Source organism: Sphingomonas sp. 2R-10 (assembly GCF_030062225.1).
GTDB lineage: Bacteria > Pseudomonadota > Alphaproteobacteria > Sphingomonadales > Sphingomonadaceae > Sphingomonas.
Genome location: NZ_JASCXF010000006.1, coordinates 99,291 through 114,345 on the forward strand (window position 1 = coordinate 99,291; position 15,055 = coordinate 114,345).

18 protein-coding genes and 2 pseudogenes are annotated in these 15,055 nt (G+C 59.9%); 13 read left to right on the forward strand and 7 right to left on the reverse strand.

Features of this window, described 5'->3' with window-relative positions; translation table 11 throughout:
- Positions 1 to 57: 57 nt before the first annotated feature.
- A protein-coding gene (locus QLH51_RS04425) for an IS3 family transposase (protein ID WP_283514379.1) occupies positions 58 to 1,205 on the forward strand; the annotation gives its coding sequence in 2 pieces (ribosomal slippage) (positions 58 to 319 and positions 319 to 1,205; 1,149 coding nt in all).
- 431 nt (positions 1,206 to 1,636) lie between these two features.
- On the opposite strand, the gene QLH51_RS04430 is transcribed toward QLH51_RS04425, so the two are convergent.
- Positions 1,637 to 2,308: a GNAT family N-acetyltransferase gene (locus tag QLH51_RS04430; protein ID WP_283514333.1), complete on the reverse strand. Its 672-nt coding sequence runs from the start codon at positions 2,306 to 2,308 to the stop codon at positions 1,637 to 1,639.
- Between the two features lie 218 nt (positions 2,309 to 2,526).
- On the opposite strand from QLH51_RS04430, the gene QLH51_RS04435 reads away from it, so the two are divergent.
- Positions 2,527 to 3,390 carry a metallophosphoesterase gene (locus QLH51_RS04435; protein ID WP_283514334.1) on the forward strand — a complete coding sequence of 288 codons (864 nt, stop codon included), beginning with the start codon at positions 2,527 to 2,529 and terminating at the stop codon, positions 3,388 to 3,390.
- A 46-nt stretch (positions 3,391 to 3,436) separates the two neighbouring features.
- On the opposite strand, the gene QLH51_RS04440 is transcribed toward QLH51_RS04435, so the two are convergent.
- Together QLH51_RS04440 and QLH51_RS04445 are read right to left on the reverse strand one after the other, a co-directional pair.
- Entirely contained in the window at positions 3,437 to 3,889 is a 453-nt protein-coding gene (locus tag QLH51_RS04440; protein ID WP_283514335.1) for a hypothetical protein, read from the reverse strand.
- Between the two features lie 471 nt (positions 3,890 to 4,360).
- Positions 4,361 to 5,738: pseudogene (locus tag QLH51_RS04445) on the reverse strand (transposase).
- Positions 5,739 to 5,912: 174 nt separating this feature from the next.
- Between QLH51_RS04445 and QLH51_RS04450 the strand changes: the two are divergent.
- A complete protein-coding gene (locus QLH51_RS04450) occupies positions 5,913 to 6,710 on the forward strand; it encodes a carbon-nitrogen hydrolase family protein (RefSeq protein ID WP_283514336.1) in 798 nt (265 codons plus the stop codon).
- Positions 6,711 to 6,848: 138 nt separating this feature from the next.
- Here QLH51_RS04450 and QLH51_RS04455 read toward each other — a convergent pair whose 3' ends face one another.
- On the reverse strand, positions 6,849 to 7,052 hold the full coding sequence (locus QLH51_RS04455) for a hypothetical protein (RefSeq protein WP_283514337.1): 204 nt from the start codon (positions 7,050 to 7,052) through the stop codon (positions 6,849 to 6,851).
- A 585-nt stretch (positions 7,053 to 7,637) separates the two neighbouring features.
- Between QLH51_RS04455 and QLH51_RS04460 the strand changes: the two genes are divergently transcribed.
- Positions 7,638 to 7,925, forward strand: coding sequence for a hypothetical protein (locus QLH51_RS04460; RefSeq protein WP_283514338.1), 288 nt, complete (start codon positions 7,638 to 7,640; stop codon positions 7,923 to 7,925).
- Between the two features lie 86 nt (positions 7,926 to 8,011).
- Here QLH51_RS04460 and QLH51_RS04465 read toward each other — a convergent pair whose 3' ends face one another.
- Positions 8,012 to 8,497: a tetratricopeptide repeat protein gene (locus QLH51_RS04465; RefSeq protein ID WP_283514339.1), complete on the reverse strand. Its 486-nt coding sequence runs from the start codon at positions 8,495 to 8,497 to the stop codon at positions 8,012 to 8,014.
- Between the two features lie 209 nt (positions 8,498 to 8,706).
- Here QLH51_RS04465 and QLH51_RS04470 point away from each other — a divergent pair, with 209 nt between their 5' ends.
- Positions 8,707 to 9,234 (forward strand): putative immunity protein, encoded by a 528-nt coding sequence (locus tag QLH51_RS04470; RefSeq protein WP_283514340.1) that lies wholly within the window; start codon positions 8,707 to 8,709, stop codon positions 9,232 to 9,234.
- Between the two features lie 77 nt (positions 9,235 to 9,311).
- On the opposite strand, the gene QLH51_RS04475 is transcribed toward QLH51_RS04470, so the two are convergent.
- Complete coding sequence (locus QLH51_RS04475; RefSeq protein ID WP_283514341.1) at positions 9,312 to 9,839, reverse strand: hypothetical protein; 528 nt, start codon at positions 9,837 to 9,839, stop codon at positions 9,312 to 9,314.
- 278 nt (positions 9,840 to 10,117) lie between these two features.
- Here QLH51_RS04475 and QLH51_RS04480 point away from each other — a divergent pair, with 278 nt between their 5' ends.
- The 4 genes from QLH51_RS04480 to QLH51_RS04495 all read left to right on the forward strand — a co-directional run bounded on the left by QLH51_RS04480 (position 10,118) and on the right by QLH51_RS04495 (position 13,097).
- On the forward strand, positions 10,118 to 10,984 hold the full coding sequence (locus QLH51_RS04480; protein ID WP_283514342.1) for a hypothetical protein: 867 nt from the start codon (positions 10,118 to 10,120) through the stop codon (positions 10,982 to 10,984).
- A gap of 247 nt (positions 10,985 to 11,231) precedes the next feature.
- A complete protein-coding gene (locus tag QLH51_RS04485) occupies positions 11,232 to 11,702 on the forward strand; it encodes a hypothetical protein (protein ID WP_283514343.1) in 471 nt (156 codons plus the stop codon).
- A 97-nt stretch (positions 11,703 to 11,799) separates the two neighbouring features.
- Positions 11,800 to 12,471, forward strand: a complete 672-nt coding sequence (locus QLH51_RS04490) for a CPBP family intramembrane glutamic endopeptidase (RefSeq protein ID WP_283514344.1) — start codon at positions 11,800 to 11,802, stop codon at positions 12,469 to 12,471.
- Between the two features lie 209 nt (positions 12,472 to 12,680).
- A complete protein-coding gene (locus tag QLH51_RS04495) occupies positions 12,681 to 13,097 on the forward strand; it encodes a PaaI family thioesterase (protein WP_283514345.1) in 417 nt (138 codons plus the stop codon).
- A 43-nt stretch (positions 13,098 to 13,140) separates the two neighbouring features.
- On the opposite strand, the gene QLH51_RS04500 is transcribed toward QLH51_RS04495, so the two are convergent.
- Positions 13,141 to 13,632 (reverse strand): GNAT family N-acetyltransferase, encoded by a 492-nt coding sequence (locus tag QLH51_RS04500; protein ID WP_283514346.1) that lies wholly within the window; start codon positions 13,630 to 13,632, stop codon positions 13,141 to 13,143.
- A gap of 23 nt (positions 13,633 to 13,655) precedes the next feature.
- On the opposite strand from QLH51_RS04500, the gene QLH51_RS04505 reads away from it, so the two are divergent.
- From QLH51_RS04505 to QLH51_RS04515, 4 genes and pseudogenes are all read left to right on the forward strand, one after another.
- The gene (locus QLH51_RS04505) at positions 13,656 to 13,778 is read left to right on the forward strand and encodes a hypothetical protein (RefSeq protein ID WP_283514347.1); all 123 of its coding nucleotides are present in this window, start codon (positions 13,656 to 13,658) and stop codon (positions 13,776 to 13,778) included.
- Positions 13,779 to 13,811: 33 nt separating this feature from the next.
- Positions 13,812 to 13,961: pseudogene (locus QLH51_RS19915) on the forward strand (helix-turn-helix domain-containing protein); the annotation flags it as partial.
- 234 nt (positions 13,962 to 14,195) lie between these two features.
- Positions 14,196 to 14,381 carry a hypothetical protein gene (locus QLH51_RS04510; RefSeq protein WP_283514348.1) on the forward strand — a complete coding sequence of 62 codons (186 nt, stop codon included), beginning with the start codon at positions 14,196 to 14,198 and terminating at the stop codon, positions 14,379 to 14,381.
- 54 nt (positions 14,382 to 14,435) lie between these two features.
- Positions 14,436 to 15,011 carry an HD domain-containing protein gene (locus QLH51_RS04515; RefSeq protein ID WP_283514349.1) on the forward strand — a complete coding sequence of 192 codons (576 nt, stop codon included), beginning with the start codon at positions 14,436 to 14,438 and terminating at the stop codon, positions 15,009 to 15,011.
- Positions 15,012 to 15,055 lie beyond the last annotated feature (44 nt).

Consider the following 15,055-nt stretch of genomic DNA (forward strand, 5'->3'; position numbering starts at 1 on the left):
CTGCTGCCGGTTTCGTGGACACCGAGATAGGGTGTTTTTCGGAACCGGAGGATGGAGATGCAACGACGGAAGTTCAGCCGTGAGTTCAAGCTGGAGGCGGTGAAGCTGGTTCGGGAACGCGGGGTATCTGTATCGCAGGCGGCACGCGATCTGGACCTGCACGAGAACGTGCTGCGCAATTGGGTGCGGGAGCAGGCGGCGGACCCGGGGTCGGCGTTTCCCGGCCATGGCGTGATGAAGCCCGAGCAGCAGGAGATCGAGCGGCTACGCCGCGAGTTGGCCAGGATGAAGGCCGAGCGCGACATCCTAAAAAAAGCGGCGGCCTACTTCGCCAGGGACTCGATATGAGGTTCGAGTTCATCGCGAAGCACCGAGGGATCTGGCCGGTGTCGTGGATCTGCGAAGCGCTCGGTGTTTCGCGCAGCGGCTTTCATGCCTGGCTGGTTCGGGCACCCAGTACCCGTGCCCGGAGCGATGAGGAGTTCGGGGCGAGGGTCCGGGCCAGCTTCATCTCCAGCTATCGGACGTACGGTGCACGCCGCGTCTGGCACGACCTTCTGGCCGAAGGCCTCTCATGCGGCTTGCATCGTGTCGAGCGGCTGATGCGTGTTCATGGCCTGAAGGCTCGGCCCCGGCGTCGTGGTCTGCCGAAGGACGACGGTCTGCGGTCCATCATCGCCGACAACCTCCTCGACCGCCAGTTCACGGCCGAGGCGCCAAACCAGAAGTGGATCGCCGACTTCACCTACATCTGGACCGCGGAAGGGTGGCTATACGTCGCCGTCGTCATCGACTTGTTCTCGCGCCGGGTCGTTGGCTGGTCGATGAGCGACACCATGGCCGCCCAGCTTGTCACCGACGCGCTGATGATGGCGATCTGGCGGCGCGGAAAGCCCGACGCCCTGCTGCACCACTCGGACCAAGGCAGCCAATATACGAGCGAGAAGTTCCAACGGCTGATGGCTGACAACGGCGTGACCTGCTCGATGAGCCGGTCCGGCAACGTCTGGGACAACGCGGCGATGGAGAGCTTCTTCTCCTCGCTGAAGACCGAGCGGATAGGTCGTAAAACCTACCGCACGCGCAATCACGCGAAGGCAGATGTGTTCGACTACATCGAGCGCTTCTACAATCCGACGCGACGCCACTCTACCCTGGGCTATCTCAGCCCCATGGACTTCGAGCGGCAAGCGCAGGTAGCTTAACCTCGTGTCCGCGGAACTGGCAGCAGCTCAGTCGCACGTATCCAAACATAGTACTTAGGATACGAGGCCCCGCTTTGTGTTGCTCCCTTTCGAAGTAGCTCTATGTCTACGCTCTTCGACGGGAAACGATTTGCGGCAAGATAAGCTAGAACATCACGTCGCAAGGTGGTCATGAAGGTGGCGTCGGGCGGCACATTCGCGGCGGTATGGCTTGCCTGTAGCTCCGCCATCGGAAGTTCCATAGCGATTGTCGACTGCTGCTCCTCAGCAGCCCAACTCGCCAGTGCGATGGAGACGAAGGCTACAGGGGCGATCAGTGTACGTATCATTATGCCCCATTTGTCAGCAGAAAGCGTCAGCTGGTCAACGTCGGCTTTCCACCCGACCTAGACATTCCCGTTTCACCATCATAGTGGGAAAGCGCCCCTTCTTCAGATGTTCGGCGACAAGGGCTTGAGAGCGACGCCATCCGCGTCGAAATTGCTATCATTCAGCCATGCTTCGAATAGTGCGTGTTGTGCCAGCCATTCCGGTTCTACGATCGAGAACCAGGCCGTATCGCGCCGGCGTCCCTTCACGATACCGTCACCGCGCCAAGTTCCTTCATAGGTGAAGCCAAATCTTCGCGCAGCGCACATGGATGCTGCGTTCAGCGCGTTGCAGCGCCAAACGACCCGATGATAGCCGAGTGCGAAAGCGTGCTGCATCATCAGGAAAATAGCTTCCGTGGCGGCGCGGGTGCGTTGCAGCCGGGGCGATAGCCAGATGCTCCCGATCTCGATCGCCGCATCGGCAGGTGCAATATCACAGAACGACGCCCACCCTTCGGCCTTGCCGCTGGATACCGGAATGACCGCGAAGAAGGGCTGCTGTTCAAGGCCACTAATCCGCGTGACGTGCGCGTCCATGTCTTCCTTGGTCGGGAATGGTCCATATTTCAGATAGGCCCACGACACGTCTGCCGCTTGGGCAGCCTCCCACAATTCATCGACGTGCCGGGTGGAGAGTGGTTCGAGCGTAACGGCTTTGCCGGCGTGGCACTCGAATGCCGGCAGGGGGCGGATGGCTTCGGGAACGATCGGGCCGAGCGGAACAGCAGTCATGCCACTTCATGGCCGGGCAGCATGGTCGTAGCAACACGCTTCCAGAGGGGGCATGGGCGTCCGCTTCCCATTTCAGCATCCTTCTGGGAAAGCCGTAGCCGGCTCGATCGTCGTTCCCAATCGGGAATGCCAGATGGGCACTAGCGACCACATCCTCCGCCATTCCTCACATCGCCAAATTCGCCTATCAAGCACCCTTGCCCAACACGGAGCGGGATATGCCTTGGCGCTATCACAAAATGATACTTGTGACCGTGATGACAGGCTTGGTGTTCCTAGTCGCCGGCTGCGTTGGCGTTCACAACGCCTTGTCGGACCCCATAAAGCGCACTGCGGACATTCAGCTTGCGGCATTGCCCAAGCAGTCGAAACCTGTGCGAATAGCCCTGCTTTCAGATGTACATGTCGGCAATTTCGTGATGACGCGCGAACGATTAGGGCACATTGTTTCGGAGGTTAACGCGAGCCACCCCGACATCGTGCTTCTCGCGGGTGATTTCGTAATTGGCGAAAGTTCCGAGGGAACCGCTGCTCGGGCGCTCGACCTCGCACCCCTTATCAATCTACGAGCGCGAGACGGCATCTTTGCCGTCTTGGGCAACCACGATCATTGGACAGATGCCGCTGCAATACGGTCAAATCTCCGGAAGGCCGGGGTGGTAGTGCTCGAAAACGAGGCCGCTCGTGTAGGCGCACTAGCGATCGTTGGGATCGATGATCGCTTCTCAAATCACGATGATATTGCTCGCTCAATGCGGCAAGCTGAAAAGATCGGTGGTGTTCCGATCGCTCTCACCCACGCCCCGAGCTTATCCTCAGATTTGCCGCGAAGCGTTCCCCTATTGCTCGCCGGACATACTCATTGCGGTCAAATGTTCTGGCGACGGTACTATAATTCAGCACTTATCTGCGGTATAGTCAAAGAGCAGTCACATACCATTGTCGTGACAGGGGGAATTGGCTCAGGAGCCGTTCCATTGAGGTACGGTGCGCCACCAGATTGGTGGTTGTTGGAAGTGCGTCCGGAAGGGCGTCTCCCAAGCGCGGTCCAGCAAGTCCCCCGGTCAAACAGTCCAGTTTGACCATCCCAATGGGAAGGTAGAATCCCCGCTGTTCTGCGAGGTGGGGCTAACGTGCCATCATATTGAGAATGGTATCGTAATTCCTCGTTTCAGCCTTGGAGTCGTATTGGCCGGCATGGCTGGCGGCGAAGCGTTTGGCGTCTTGGAAGATGCTTACATAGTCGAACTTGCCGCCGCCCACATATCCGAAGCTAGACTCATCTTGGCTATAGGTTCTGAGCGTCACACCTGAGAAAAAGGTGTCGGCGCCGATCTCTCCACGATCGTACATCCCTTTGACCTCGGACCGGAATTGCTCGGGCGTCATAGACCGAAAATCCGGCTTGCTCGCCGTGGCGCCGGATGTTTGGGCAGTCGAGGATGACGCGTCTACCTTCTCTTCGCTGTTCGCGGCAGCGGCAGCAATGAGGTTGTCGAACTGCTGAGCTTGCCCGCTGACACGCTTCTGCTGAAGCAAATAGGACGATGCTCCCCCGCCCACTCCCGAAATTTGCATCATACACCCCCGTCAATATTTGCCGAAACCTATGGGACTATGATGGTTAAAGCCGATATAAGCGCGGCCAGCACGTCGTGAAACGAGGGAGTGCGGATTCCCCTTTCACCATCCCTGTGGAAAAGCCCCGACCTTTTCGCGGCCGTTCCCAATCGTGAATGACCGGATGAGCTAATTGCAGACATTGCCTCTCACGGCATTAAAGGTATTACGTTCCTATGATCTGGGTCAGACGATACGGGCAAATAGTAGGCGGGGTTATCTTCCTAGTCGCCTTTTTGCTCGTAGTTTTAACGCCTTACGCAGCTTGGCATGCTATACCACTGTATGTGGCGGCGGGATGTCTTTTCGTCGCCGTAATCCGTGATCGACGTCGACAGGATAACGGCAGCTAACCACCGATTGTGTTGAAGAAGTCGGCGTCTGGCGCGGAGACAGTTGGCGGCTGGTTTGCGCAGGAAGCCGCTGGCCAGCTCAGGCGGGTAGTGGCTGCGCCGGCATCGGAATGAGCTTTGCCATCTTGCGGAGGTTCTGGGCGGTGGCCGCCATGTGGAACTCGTCCCTGGCACCATTTGGACCGCGCAGGCGCAATCGATCGAGCTTCAGGATGCGTTTGAGGTGCGCGAACAGCATCTCGACCTTCTTCCGCTGGCGACGCGGAGATGACGTAGGCGTCGGTAGTGGCGATGTCGCGGGCGAGGTCGCGAGCCCCTTCGTGGATCGAGCGGGTGACCTTGCGCGCTGGCATGTTGGGCGTGCAGCGTTGTCGCAGGGCGCAGCCGCCGCAGTCCTGCTGTCGCGCGCGATAGCGGATGAAGCCGTCTTGGTCGACATCGCCCCGGGCGGTCGCGAAGTTGCGGTTCCTGGGGCGCAGGCGCTTGCCGCCAGGGCAGACGTAGCTGTCGTCGTCATGGTCGTAGGTGAAGGCGTCGCGCTCGAACGTGCCGTCGCGGCGGGCGGACTTGTCGAACACCGGGATGTGCGGCTGGATGTCACGCTCATGGACGAGCCAGGCCAGCATCTCCGCCGAGCCGTAGGCGGTGTCGGCGGCCAGCCGCTCAGGCCAGACGCCGAAGCGGTCCTGCACCCGCGCGATCATGCGCTTGCACGCGGTCACCTCGGCCTGGCGCACGGCGGTGCTCGCTTCCACGTCCATGATGACGGCGTGGTCGAGGTCGATGAGGTAGTTGGTCGAATAAGCGTAGAAGGCCGGCCCGCGATGCGCGCTGGTCCAGCGTGATGCCGGATCGGTCGGCGCCAGATACTTCGGCACCACCGGCGTGGCCGCGCCAAACGCGGCGTCGTCGAGGACAGCCAGATACTCGCGTACCGCACGGCTGTCGGCGTCCGGCGCCAGGCCGTCGCTGCCCGGGCCGCCGGTCTGACGATTGGCATCCGCGCGGATCAGGCTGGCATCGACCGCGAACCCTTCGCCGCCCACCAGCCCCTCGGCCATGCAGCGCGCGACCGTCGTCTCGAACAACCGGCGCAACAGGTCGCTGTCACGGAAGCGTCCGTGCCGGTTCTTCGAGAAGGTCGAATGGTCAGGCACGTCGCCGTCCAGCCCCAGCCGGCAGAACCAGCGATAGGCCAGGTTCAGATGCACCTCGTCGCACAATCGTCGTTCGGACCGGATGCCCATGCAATAGCCGATGATGAGCATCCGGATCATCAACTCCGGATCGATCGAGGGGCGGCCTGTCTCGCTGTAGAAGGGCTTCAGCTCCTCGCGGATGCCTGACAGGTCCACGAACCGGTCGATCGATCGGAGCAGGTGACCCGCCGGAACGTGCCGCTCCAGGCTGAAGCTGTAGAACAGCGCCTCCTGCGCCACCGTCCTCTCGCCCATCATCGGCCCGTCTCCGCTAACCTCGCAAAGATTGAATCAAACCATCAGCACGACTGCAAGACGGCCTTTTTCAACACAATCCACCAAACCCGGCCATTCCCAAAATACCATGGTGAAGCGGGAATCTGGTTCGATCTCGCGCTTGGCCGAAGATGATGCCGACCGCTATACAGGGCTATGAGCAACTGCCGCATCGCCCTTGCCAACCTTCCCGTTGCCGAGACGCCGGAAGCGTCAGTGGATCTCGCCGTTGAGGCAATCGCCGAAGCGGGGCGTCGGGACGTGCAGATCATCTGTTTCCCGGAGTGCTACATCCCCGGCTACCGTTGGCAGACGGACACACTGCCGCCGCCTTCTCTGCCGTTTCTTGAAAACGCGTGGGACAGGGTCGGTGCCGCGGCTAAGTCGGCGGGTGTCTCGGTTATCCTGGGCACTGAGCGGCCCACCGAACACGGCCTACAGATCACCGCGCGGGTCTATAATCCAGACGGATCGACCCAAGGTTGGCAGGACAAGGGGCAGCTCGATCCGTCTGAAGAGGCTCACTACCCAGCCTTCGGTAGTGAGCGGCGCGTGTTCACCGCGGACGACGTGACCTTCGGCATAGTCATTTGCCACGAAGGCTGGCGCTACCCGGAGACGGTGCGCTGGGCAGCGCGTCGTGGCGCGCAGATCGTATTTCATCCGTTCGCTCACGTTGCCGAGCCGGGTTCTTACCGGCCGGAAACATTCGCGCACCCAGACAACACCTTTCACGAGAAGGCGATGCTTTGTCGCGCGGCCGAGAATAACTGCTGGTTCGCATCGGTGAACAGCGCGAGCGATGGCGCGCCAGCCACCTCGGCGATTGCTAGACCCGACGGCACGCTACTGTCCTATCAGCCATACGGCCAGGCGGGACTGCTTATCGCGGACCTCGACCTGAACCTTGCTACGCTCCAGCTTGCCGAACGCTGCCGCACATCGCCAATGTGACCGCGCTTAACTTCCCGCGAGACGGCCTGCGCTTTCCCACGATGATCGCATATCGAGAACGCCAGCGGCTTCCCGAAACCCGTCTTCGGCAGTCATTTTGAGAAGATTGCCGGCATTCGGAACGGCAATTAGTAACGGTTAGCGGACTTTCGGAGGATTATTCCGTCTGCGCCTCCAAAAAAACACGACACCGATGATGAGGAAACCAATTGCCAAACCAACTGACATGGAAGCGAGCCGTGAGAACCCCGCAGAAGCCGCGAGGTCCTTCGCAACAAGGCTGCAAATAACCGCCACGGCGATCAGTCCGATGGGCGTTGCTACAGGATGGAAATCGCTCATTATGCGAAGATGCCCCATCCGTTGAATGTTCGCAATTGGGCGTTAGAGGATGGTCTACTTTTTACGCTCGTGACGTTCACGGAGGATAGCCCACGCCAGCAGAACCGCAAAGATCAGGAATGCCCGAACGGGAAGATGGCTTGCGGCTGACGACAAGTCATTGCTTGTCCAGTCGAATAGAAACTGCCCGATCAATACCGGTAAGCCAATCATTGCGATAAGGTTGGTTAGGCGCCGTTGCATCTATTCACCCTACATCGATGATAGACGACTGCAAGTGTGTAGCTGCACAGTCGCCCTCATCACGCGATCCCTTGTTCCCGAAAACGAACAGCCAGCGAGACGGGCGTGGGTTTCCCAAAGGGATGGAGACTGTCCGAAAACTCGGTGTTTGGCCCCATGCGTCCGCGCTTCTCGCAATATCTTTCCCGTATTACCTTCGAGCTATTTTCGGTTGTGCCAGACAAGGGAAGTTAGGTGCATTTGAATTGCGTAACCCGAACTGGCTTGGGAGTTTTCGGACGGTCTGGATGGTGAAGCGGGAAAGCCCATTGCAAAGCTGGCAGCCTTGATGGACGATGCAGCATGATAGATCGTCAGCACCGTAAGCTCACTTTGGGCAAGTGGCTCGTCCGCATCTACACAATCAACGCTATTGCTGCGGCAAGCGTTCTCTGCTGCTTCATGATGATGTTCGGCATTCTGTCGGGGTCTCTGGCAGCGGCGCTAACATTCCCACTCGCTTTGGCGAGCATGGCAACAGAACGGGACATCTGGGGCATCTGGATGCTCTCGCCGCTCTACCTGCTGCCGATCTATATAATTGCTCGGCGGAGTGCTCGCCAGCGCGCCACAGCGGCAATGCGCGCATAAGCTTCTTAAAACAAACGGCGATCGAGACGGCAAGCCTCTCCCAAAATGATCGAGTTCCGAGAATATCCGGCTCTCGTGGCAACCGGTCATTCAACCGGTCGAGGTCTCAATGCCACTAGGATCGCTTGCGCCTCTTCTCGTTCGTGCTCGGTGATGTATTCGGAAGCGGTTGCGGCGGCGAGGCACCTTAATGCTGCGGTGACGTCTTTTCGCACCCCCGTACCGCTCAGGTAGCATCTCGCCATCTCAAGCTGTGCGCTACCGTCACCCGCATGGGCTACACGCTGATACCAGCGGAACATCAACCGCTTATTGCCCTTGGCTCGGTATAACACCGCGATGTTTATGGCAGCCGCGTGGTCACCCGCGTTCCAAGCCCTCCTGTAGAGTTTCATCGCCAAGGCTTTGTCGGCGACTACGCCTTCGCCCACGTCGTACATATATCCCAAGGCTTGAAGACACATGCCATCGCCAAGGGCGGCCCCCGCCTCATAGCATCGCCGCGCGTGCCCAAAATTTCCAGCTTCTGCTGCGTCGTACGCAATGCGAAGAAGTGCGTCGGTGTCCGGCATAGTGCTTGATTGCCATACTCGCAGGGGCGAGGCCAATGACTACAATCGGACGCTTTCTGCCATTCTCGAAAACGAACGACCAGCGGGACGGCCGCGCCAGTCCCGCTTGGGATCCCAATGGGAATGCCCCGGCCGTCTCGCGCTCCGTTCCCGATCGGGCATGAAGGGCCGGGCTTCAATGCTTGCCGACGCCAGCGTATCTCCAAACTATGGCGGATGTTGCGAGGGTCGATCTAAGTTTGAACGATTGCCGGGCGGTCGCAGGATATGCGGCGCTGTGCGCTCATTCTGTCCTTCCAGTTTTCGAGCAACTGCACCCAAACGATCAGCGGCTGCACGATGCCATTGAGGCCGCCCAATTGTTCGCGGGCGGTGCAAAACGAACCAAGCTCCTGCGGGATAGGGCTTGGTCGGCGCTACGTGCTGCGAGAGAAGCGGCCGACCACGGTGAAATCGCGGCCAGTGAGGCAGCGCGGGCTGCTGTTGCAGCCGCTGGCGCTGCCTACCTGCACCCGCTGGCTACAGCGACCCAGGTCAAACACATTCTTGGATCGGCTGCTCATGCTGTACGGGCAATCGAACTCACACGCCCGAGCAATGCAGGATTGCATCTGACGATGTTGATTGGCCTCGCCACGTTGCAGGTGGCGGAGATCCTCCGGCGCTATCCAGCGGCCCCATTGAAAGGCGGTCGCGTTGGAGAACTGGTACGCGAGATCGATGCGGCGCTGCGTTGATCGGCATTCGACCAGCAGACGCAATTCCCGAAACTCGATCGAGTTGTGGGAATAGCGGGGAGGTTCAAAATCCCACGTTAGCCTTCCGATCGCCTCCAGAACCAGCGACACGGTGCCGGGGCAATAGCGCGATCTATCACACGAAAACGATCGTCACCCTGAATCTTACCAGCGCAGGCCTGTGGCTGAGCATTATAAACCACGGACGTCATCGATCCCGAGGTGACGACGCCCTCACGAAACAAGATGAACTCCGCCCAGTTCACCCGCTCTCGTGGACTGCCGCTCGGCCAGTAAGCGACGCCGAGAACGCCAGCCTTCTCCAACTCGGATCGTATGTCTTCAATCGCCTTGTCATCGCCGAACGCGCAGTGAGGCTGTTCGTCATCATTCGACCCATCGACCCAGATATTGTTATATCCGCTTGATCGCGTGGGCTGACATGTTCGAAGAAGCACGACTACCCGCTTCAGATGCGGGAAAGCTCCGGGAAGCCAATCGCGGCTTTCGGTCTCACTGGCCTTCCATCCCTCGGCGCATCCGGAAAGTCCGAACGCGCAAAGCGACATTGCTGCAACCATGATCCGCCGACGCATCTTGCTCATCGGACAAGTATGCCAAGGTGGACAAGAGTGTGCCACCGGGCACTTTCAGCCATTCCCGATCGGGAACGGCTGTCGAGACGGTCCGGGCTTTCCCATCGGGATGGTAAATCGGGAAAAGCCGATCGCGACCTGATACGGCCACCGCGCGCCGCAGGGCGGCGACTAGGCACCGCCACGAGATGGCTTTCCGCCCATTTGCGTGATAGCGGCCCAGACAGACGCACTCCGGCGTCGGGCCGGAGAAGCCAACGATGTACCCGTCTGCCCGCGTACACGCTGTGCTGCCGCGCCTTTTGTTCATGCTCGCCATCGCCACCCCCGCCGCGGCGCAGCGGCGCGAAGCGCCGATCGCGGACACCGAGGACGCCAGCCTCGGCTCATCGGCGGTGGGACCAGGGCGGCTGCACGTGATCGCCGGGCTTGACGTGCGCAACGCCGACTTCGTGCGCGGCAGCTTCGATGACGATCCGGTCAGCCTGGAACAGGTGCCGGTTCACGTGCAGGTCGCCCTGGTCTATGAGCTCGCGCGCGACGGGGACGGCGATGCGACCCGCTGGCTGATGCTGCGCACCTCCAACGGGTTGCACGCACCGACCGACGATGAACGCACGTCGCCGCGTAGCTGGTACGAAAGCAACAACCTCGTTGGCATCGCGGAACGTCTCGCCCCCGGCCTGATCGGCGCGACTACCTACGCCATCAAGGCGAGCCCGAACGGCATCGCTGGAACCTCGCACGAGGTAAGCGGCGTGCTGTCGTTCGCGCGCGACCGCGGGTTGGGCACGCTGAATCCCGGCTTCGCGACGACATGGCGACCAAAGGGCGGAAGCGGTTTCTACACCCAAGTGAGCGTCGAGCCCGGTTGGTCGCTGGGTTCGAGCGACGATGCACCGCGGCTGTCGATCCCAAGCGTAATAGGTGTCGGCTGGGCGGGCTTCTACGAACGCGGCAGCGGCGACCGCGCCTATGGCAGCACGGGCCTTGCGCTCCAGCTGCCGCTGGCGATCGGCGGCGGTCACTGGAACGCGCGGGCTGAGGCACTGGTGCTGGTCCGCGACGACCGGCTGCGCCGCCTGGGCGGCGCACGCGCTGACACCGCGACTGCCGTGCCCTACGTCACGATCGCGCTTGCCTACGCCTATTGAAAACCGGGGCGCCTCGGCAGGCGGTAAGGAAGTTATCTACCGCAAGATAACCGTTTGATTTCCCCCAAACGAAGACGGCCGAGACAGCCCCGGGGGCGGTCGGGGCATTCCCATTAGGATGGTGGCACGGGAGCGACCTCGGTGTCTCGAAATCTGTCTGAGTTTCAATTTCGAGAAAAGCTGTCGTATTGCTCTGGGAATAGGGTGCCCCGTAACGGCAGGCGGTGACTTGGGGGATGGTCGGATGATGACAGCGGCAATCGTGTTTCTCCTTTGCTGGGCCATGCTGATCAGCGCCCCGCGCACGCCTGTTGCCTGTGTTCTAAAGCGCCTGATGGTGGAGCTGCCCGCTGTAGCATTAAACCGCTTAGAGCCTGGGCACATCGCCTTGGCCATTGTCGTGATGATGCTGGTTGTTGTGCATCTCAATGCGGGAGATAACGACCCGATCCGCATGGTTGCGTTGATTGCCCCAGACGTAACCCTATGGCTTGCCAGCATCGAGATCAGCGCCATTGCCGAGGCGGCCGTTGCCTTGGCTGCGGCTGCGGCAGCATTGCGCCGTGCAGGCATTCTCGCCACACTTGCAAGGTTTTCCGTTTCTCTGCCGCGGCACCCCAAGAACAAGATGAATCGCGCACGGAACGGACCACGCCCCAACCGCAAAGTGCCCTCGAACGATGATGAGGATGGGGTGGTGTTCGCGTTAGCGAGCTAAGCTGAACAAATCGCCGGAAACGGCTCGACAGCTGACCCACTCGAATACCCCATCATCATGTCGGCCATTGGCGTCGACCCTTCGCTACAGGTGCGCCTTGCTTGACCATATTCTAGCTATTCTCTTGCTCATCGTCGTCCCTATGCGCGCGCTTTGGCGCAGCCGACCCGGACGGCCCGCCTCCAGCACGAAGATCACCCGTTACATAAGCACGATTGGGATGGTGACCGGGCTACTCGCTCTACTGGCAACCAGCTGGCTTATAACGGGTCGATCTGCTGAAGCCCTTGGCCTTGCTGCCCCTACGTCAACGCCTTCGCTAATCGGTCTTGGCATCGCCGTCGTGATTTTTATTACCCTGTTCCTTGGCAGAAACAAAAAGCCTAAGCCGTCGCAGAAGGAAGGGATAGAGGCTGCGCAGCGCGATCTCTTTCCAGAAACACCTAAAGAAACGAGGCTTTTTCTGTTTTTGTGCCTCGCGGTCGGGGGTGGATGGGAAATACTGTATAGAGGTTTTCTTTTATACTACTTACCATCTATGATCGGGCTATTTTGGGCGGTCATAATTGCAGCTGTCGCATATGGAGCGGCGCACGGGTTCAAAAATCCAAAGCAATTTGTAGGAAGCATCGTATCTGCGTTGGTTTTTACTGTAGCATATGTCGCTACATCAAATTTGTGGTGGTTGATGCTGATACACATTGGGGTGATGCTGATCGGTGCCGCCGCTAGCAAGGCCATCAGCAGCAACTCAGAACCGGCTGATTGATAACTGCTCTTCCCGATTGGGAACGACCATCGAGACGGTCCGGGCATTCCCGTAGGGATGCTGAAGCGAGAAGGCGACAGCTTTCTCGCAACCCATGATCGGTGAGAATGTGGGCTGTCTCACGGCGACCGTGATGCTTGCAACGGCGGGCGCAAACCATAGGAATGGCTGATAGCCGTCGTCAGCGCGGCATGAGGGAGAAATGGATAATGAGCGTCTTCGACAGCTTCGCCCGGCCGCCATGCGCTGAAACGCTGGGGTGGCAGCTTGTCGAGGCCGATCCTGACACGGGTGCCGTGCGCGTCACGATGGAAGGCAAGCCGGACTTCTGCAATCCGGGCGGCAACATTCAAGGCGGTTTCGTTGCGGCAATGTTGGATGACACGCTCGGCCCGACCGTGCTCGTGAAGTCGGGCGGTACGCACTACTGCGCTACGATCGACCTCAACGTCAGCTATCTCACACCGGCACGACCTGGTCCGTTCACGGGCGTCGGCAGGATCGTTCAAATGGGGAAGACGGTAGCCTTCCTAGAAGGCGAGTTGTTCGACGCAGATGGCCACTGTGTGGCCCGCGCTACCGCCTCCGCACGGGTCGTGCCAACTACGAACGTCGCGCGATCATAAACGCCCGACCGGCGTCCTTCCCAATGGGATCGAGAATTGGGAATCAGCCGATCGGCCTCATCATCATGAGGCAAGGCGTGTCCTCACCCCACAAGTCTGAAAATACCTCGAGCGGCTCGAACCCGCTGGCTTCATAGAAGAGCCGGGTTTCGGCATAGTGCGGATCGGGATGGCATGCGGCTAGGGTCTTGACGGTCAACCAGCGGACGCCTTCGGCTCTTAGCATGGTTTCTGCTTGTTCGATCAGTTTGCGCCCGCAGCCCCTACCGCGCTGATCCCGCGCGACACCGATTACATGGATTTCGGCTGCGACGGATGTATGCTTTTCCAGCGACAGAAAACCGGCAGCTTTGCCGTTCTTCGAATAGGCGACCAGGGTCGGCATACGGGTCGTGGCTGCGACATATTCATCGAGCGATTCAGGCCGTCCGAACCATTCGGGCAGGCTGTCGAGAATATCTCGCGCAATAATTTCTGTCCCTTCGCGCACCACTTCGACCCGGTACGTTCCACCACTTGATCCGACGCCGCTCATACGCCCCCCGTTGTCGATGGCTAATGACGTCGATCGGCGGGATCGCCAAGGGCTGTCAGGCGCTGCTTTCGGGCTTCCCGATTGGGAACAGCGACGAGGACGGCCTGCGCATTCCCATTGAGAGCGAATATTGGCACGGTCTATGATCGATAGAGACTGGTCGACGGTGAGGGAGCGACGTGAGAGAAGCGGTTTCTATACCCGGCCACTATCTTGGCGTTCGCCTAAGGCGGTTTCGGCGGCTGCGCGGCCTCAAGCAGGAGCATGTTGCGGAAACCCTGGGTGTATCGCAGGGGCTCGTTTCACGCTGGGAATCAGGCAGGCACGTTCCATCGCCCGCGTCGGGGCGTCAAATCCGCGACCTTATCGCCCTGGCCCCGGATTCGTCCTCAGATCGGGCGCTGCGACGGCTTGTTGAGTGCGCGAACGTTCCTGTCCACCTGATCTGTGACGCGACACACCGGCTGCTTGCCGCTTCCCCATCACGCGAACGGGAGTGGGGAGCATCCGCACGGACGTTCGTTGGTAGTTCGCTGTGGCGGTACGCTACCGATGATATCGTCATGGCTGAGGATCGCCTTGCCGATGACGGGTGGTTCGAGCGTACTGAGCCTGCCGGCATTTCAATTCCCACCTTGGGCAATGGCAGTGTTGAGATGCGCATCCTTCCTAGCATACTCGAATGGGAGCAAATCGGTCTCGCGGAAGGGCGCGTAGGCAGGCTGGTGACGACGGTAGCGTTTGCCTGAGGTCGAATATTTCATTCGTCGTCGGAACGGCTGAGGGAGAGTAAGACCACGGTCATGCAAGACCGCCTCAATCGCCAACTAGCCTTCCTTACCGAGATCGACACCCTTAAATCGGTTGTCCGTCAATCCCGCATCGCGGATAGCAGCCGCCGCGAAAACTCGGCCGAACACTCATGGCATCTGGCAATGTTCGCGTTGATCCTGGCCGACGACGGACTTGATGCGGGCAAAATCATTGCGATGCTGCTCATCCACGACATTGTTGAGATCGACGCCGGTGATGCCCCAATCCACGGCGTTCACGATACCGCCGCGCTTGAAGCTGCGGAGCGGCAGGCTGCTGATCGGCTGTTCGGCATATTGCCGACAGATCAGGCGACGCGCCTGCTGTCGCTCTGGCGAGAGTTTGAGACGGCGGAAAGTCCCGAGGCTCGGTTCGCCAAAGGCCTTGATCGACTGCAACCGCTATTGCTGAACACACTGACCGGTGGAGGCACTTGGACCGAGAACAGCGTGTCGGAACAACAGGTCTACGAACGCTACGGCCCGACCATTGCTGGCGGCTCGCCCCTGCTGTGGGAACATGCGCGCACGCTGGTAGCACGGCATTTCGGCAATCGGACACCATAGACTTAGGGGGAGGCGGCATCCCGACTGGGATGGTGAAGTGGGAA

Excerpts from the sequence above, each read along its gene's own strand:
- QLH51_RS04470 (WP_283514340.1), top strand. The coding sequence starts at position 8,707 with ATGGCGGATGTTGCGAGGGTCGATCTAAGTTTGAACGATTGCCGGGCG.
- QLH51_RS04515 (WP_283514349.1), top strand. The coding sequence starts at position 14,436 with ATGCAAGACCGCCTCAATCGCCAACTAGCCTTCCTTACCGAGATCGAC.
- QLH51_RS04435 (WP_283514334.1), top strand. The coding sequence starts at position 2,527 with ATGCCTTGGCGCTATCACAAAATGATACTTGTGACCGTGATGACAGGC.
- QLH51_RS04460 (WP_283514338.1), top strand. The coding sequence starts at position 7,638 with ATGATAGATCGTCAGCACCGTAAGCTCACTTTGGGCAAGTGGCTCGTC.
- QLH51_RS04485 (WP_283514343.1), top strand. The coding sequence starts at position 11,232 with ATGACAGCGGCAATCGTGTTTCTCCTTTGCTGGGCCATGCTGATCAGC.
- QLH51_RS04430 (WP_283514333.1), bottom strand. The coding sequence starts at position 2,308 with ATGACTGCTGTTCCGCTCGGCCCGATCGTTCCCGAAGCCATCCGCCCC.
- QLH51_RS04500 (WP_283514346.1), bottom strand. The coding sequence starts at position 13,632 with ATGAGCGGCGTCGGATCAAGTGGTGGAACGTACCGGGTCGAAGTGGTG.
- QLH51_RS04495 (WP_283514345.1), top strand. The coding sequence starts at position 12,681 with ATGAGCGTCTTCGACAGCTTCGCCCGGCCGCCATGCGCTGAAACGCTG.
- QLH51_RS04450 (WP_283514336.1), top strand. The coding sequence starts at position 5,913 with ATGAGCAACTGCCGCATCGCCCTTGCCAACCTTCCCGTTGCCGAGACG.
- QLH51_RS04510 (WP_283514348.1), top strand. The coding sequence starts at position 14,196 with ATGGCTGAGGATCGCCTTGCCGATGACGGGTGGTTCGAGCGTACTGAG.
- QLH51_RS04440 (WP_283514335.1), bottom strand. The coding sequence starts at position 3,889 with ATGATGCAAATTTCGGGAGTGGGCGGGGGAGCATCGTCCTATTTGCTT.
- QLH51_RS04455 (WP_283514337.1), bottom strand. The coding sequence starts at position 7,052 with ATGAGCGATTTCCATCCTGTAGCAACGCCCATCGGACTGATCGCCGTG.
- QLH51_RS04505 (WP_283514347.1), top strand. The coding sequence starts at position 13,656 with ATGACGTCGATCGGCGGGATCGCCAAGGGCTGTCAGGCGCTGCTTTCG.
- QLH51_RS04465 (WP_283514339.1), bottom strand. The coding sequence starts at position 8,497 with ATGCCGGACACCGACGCACTTCTTCGCATTGCGTACGACGCAGCAGAA.
- QLH51_RS04475 (WP_283514341.1), bottom strand. The coding sequence starts at position 9,839 with ATGAGCAAGATGCGTCGGCGGATCATGGTTGCAGCAATGTCGCTTTGC.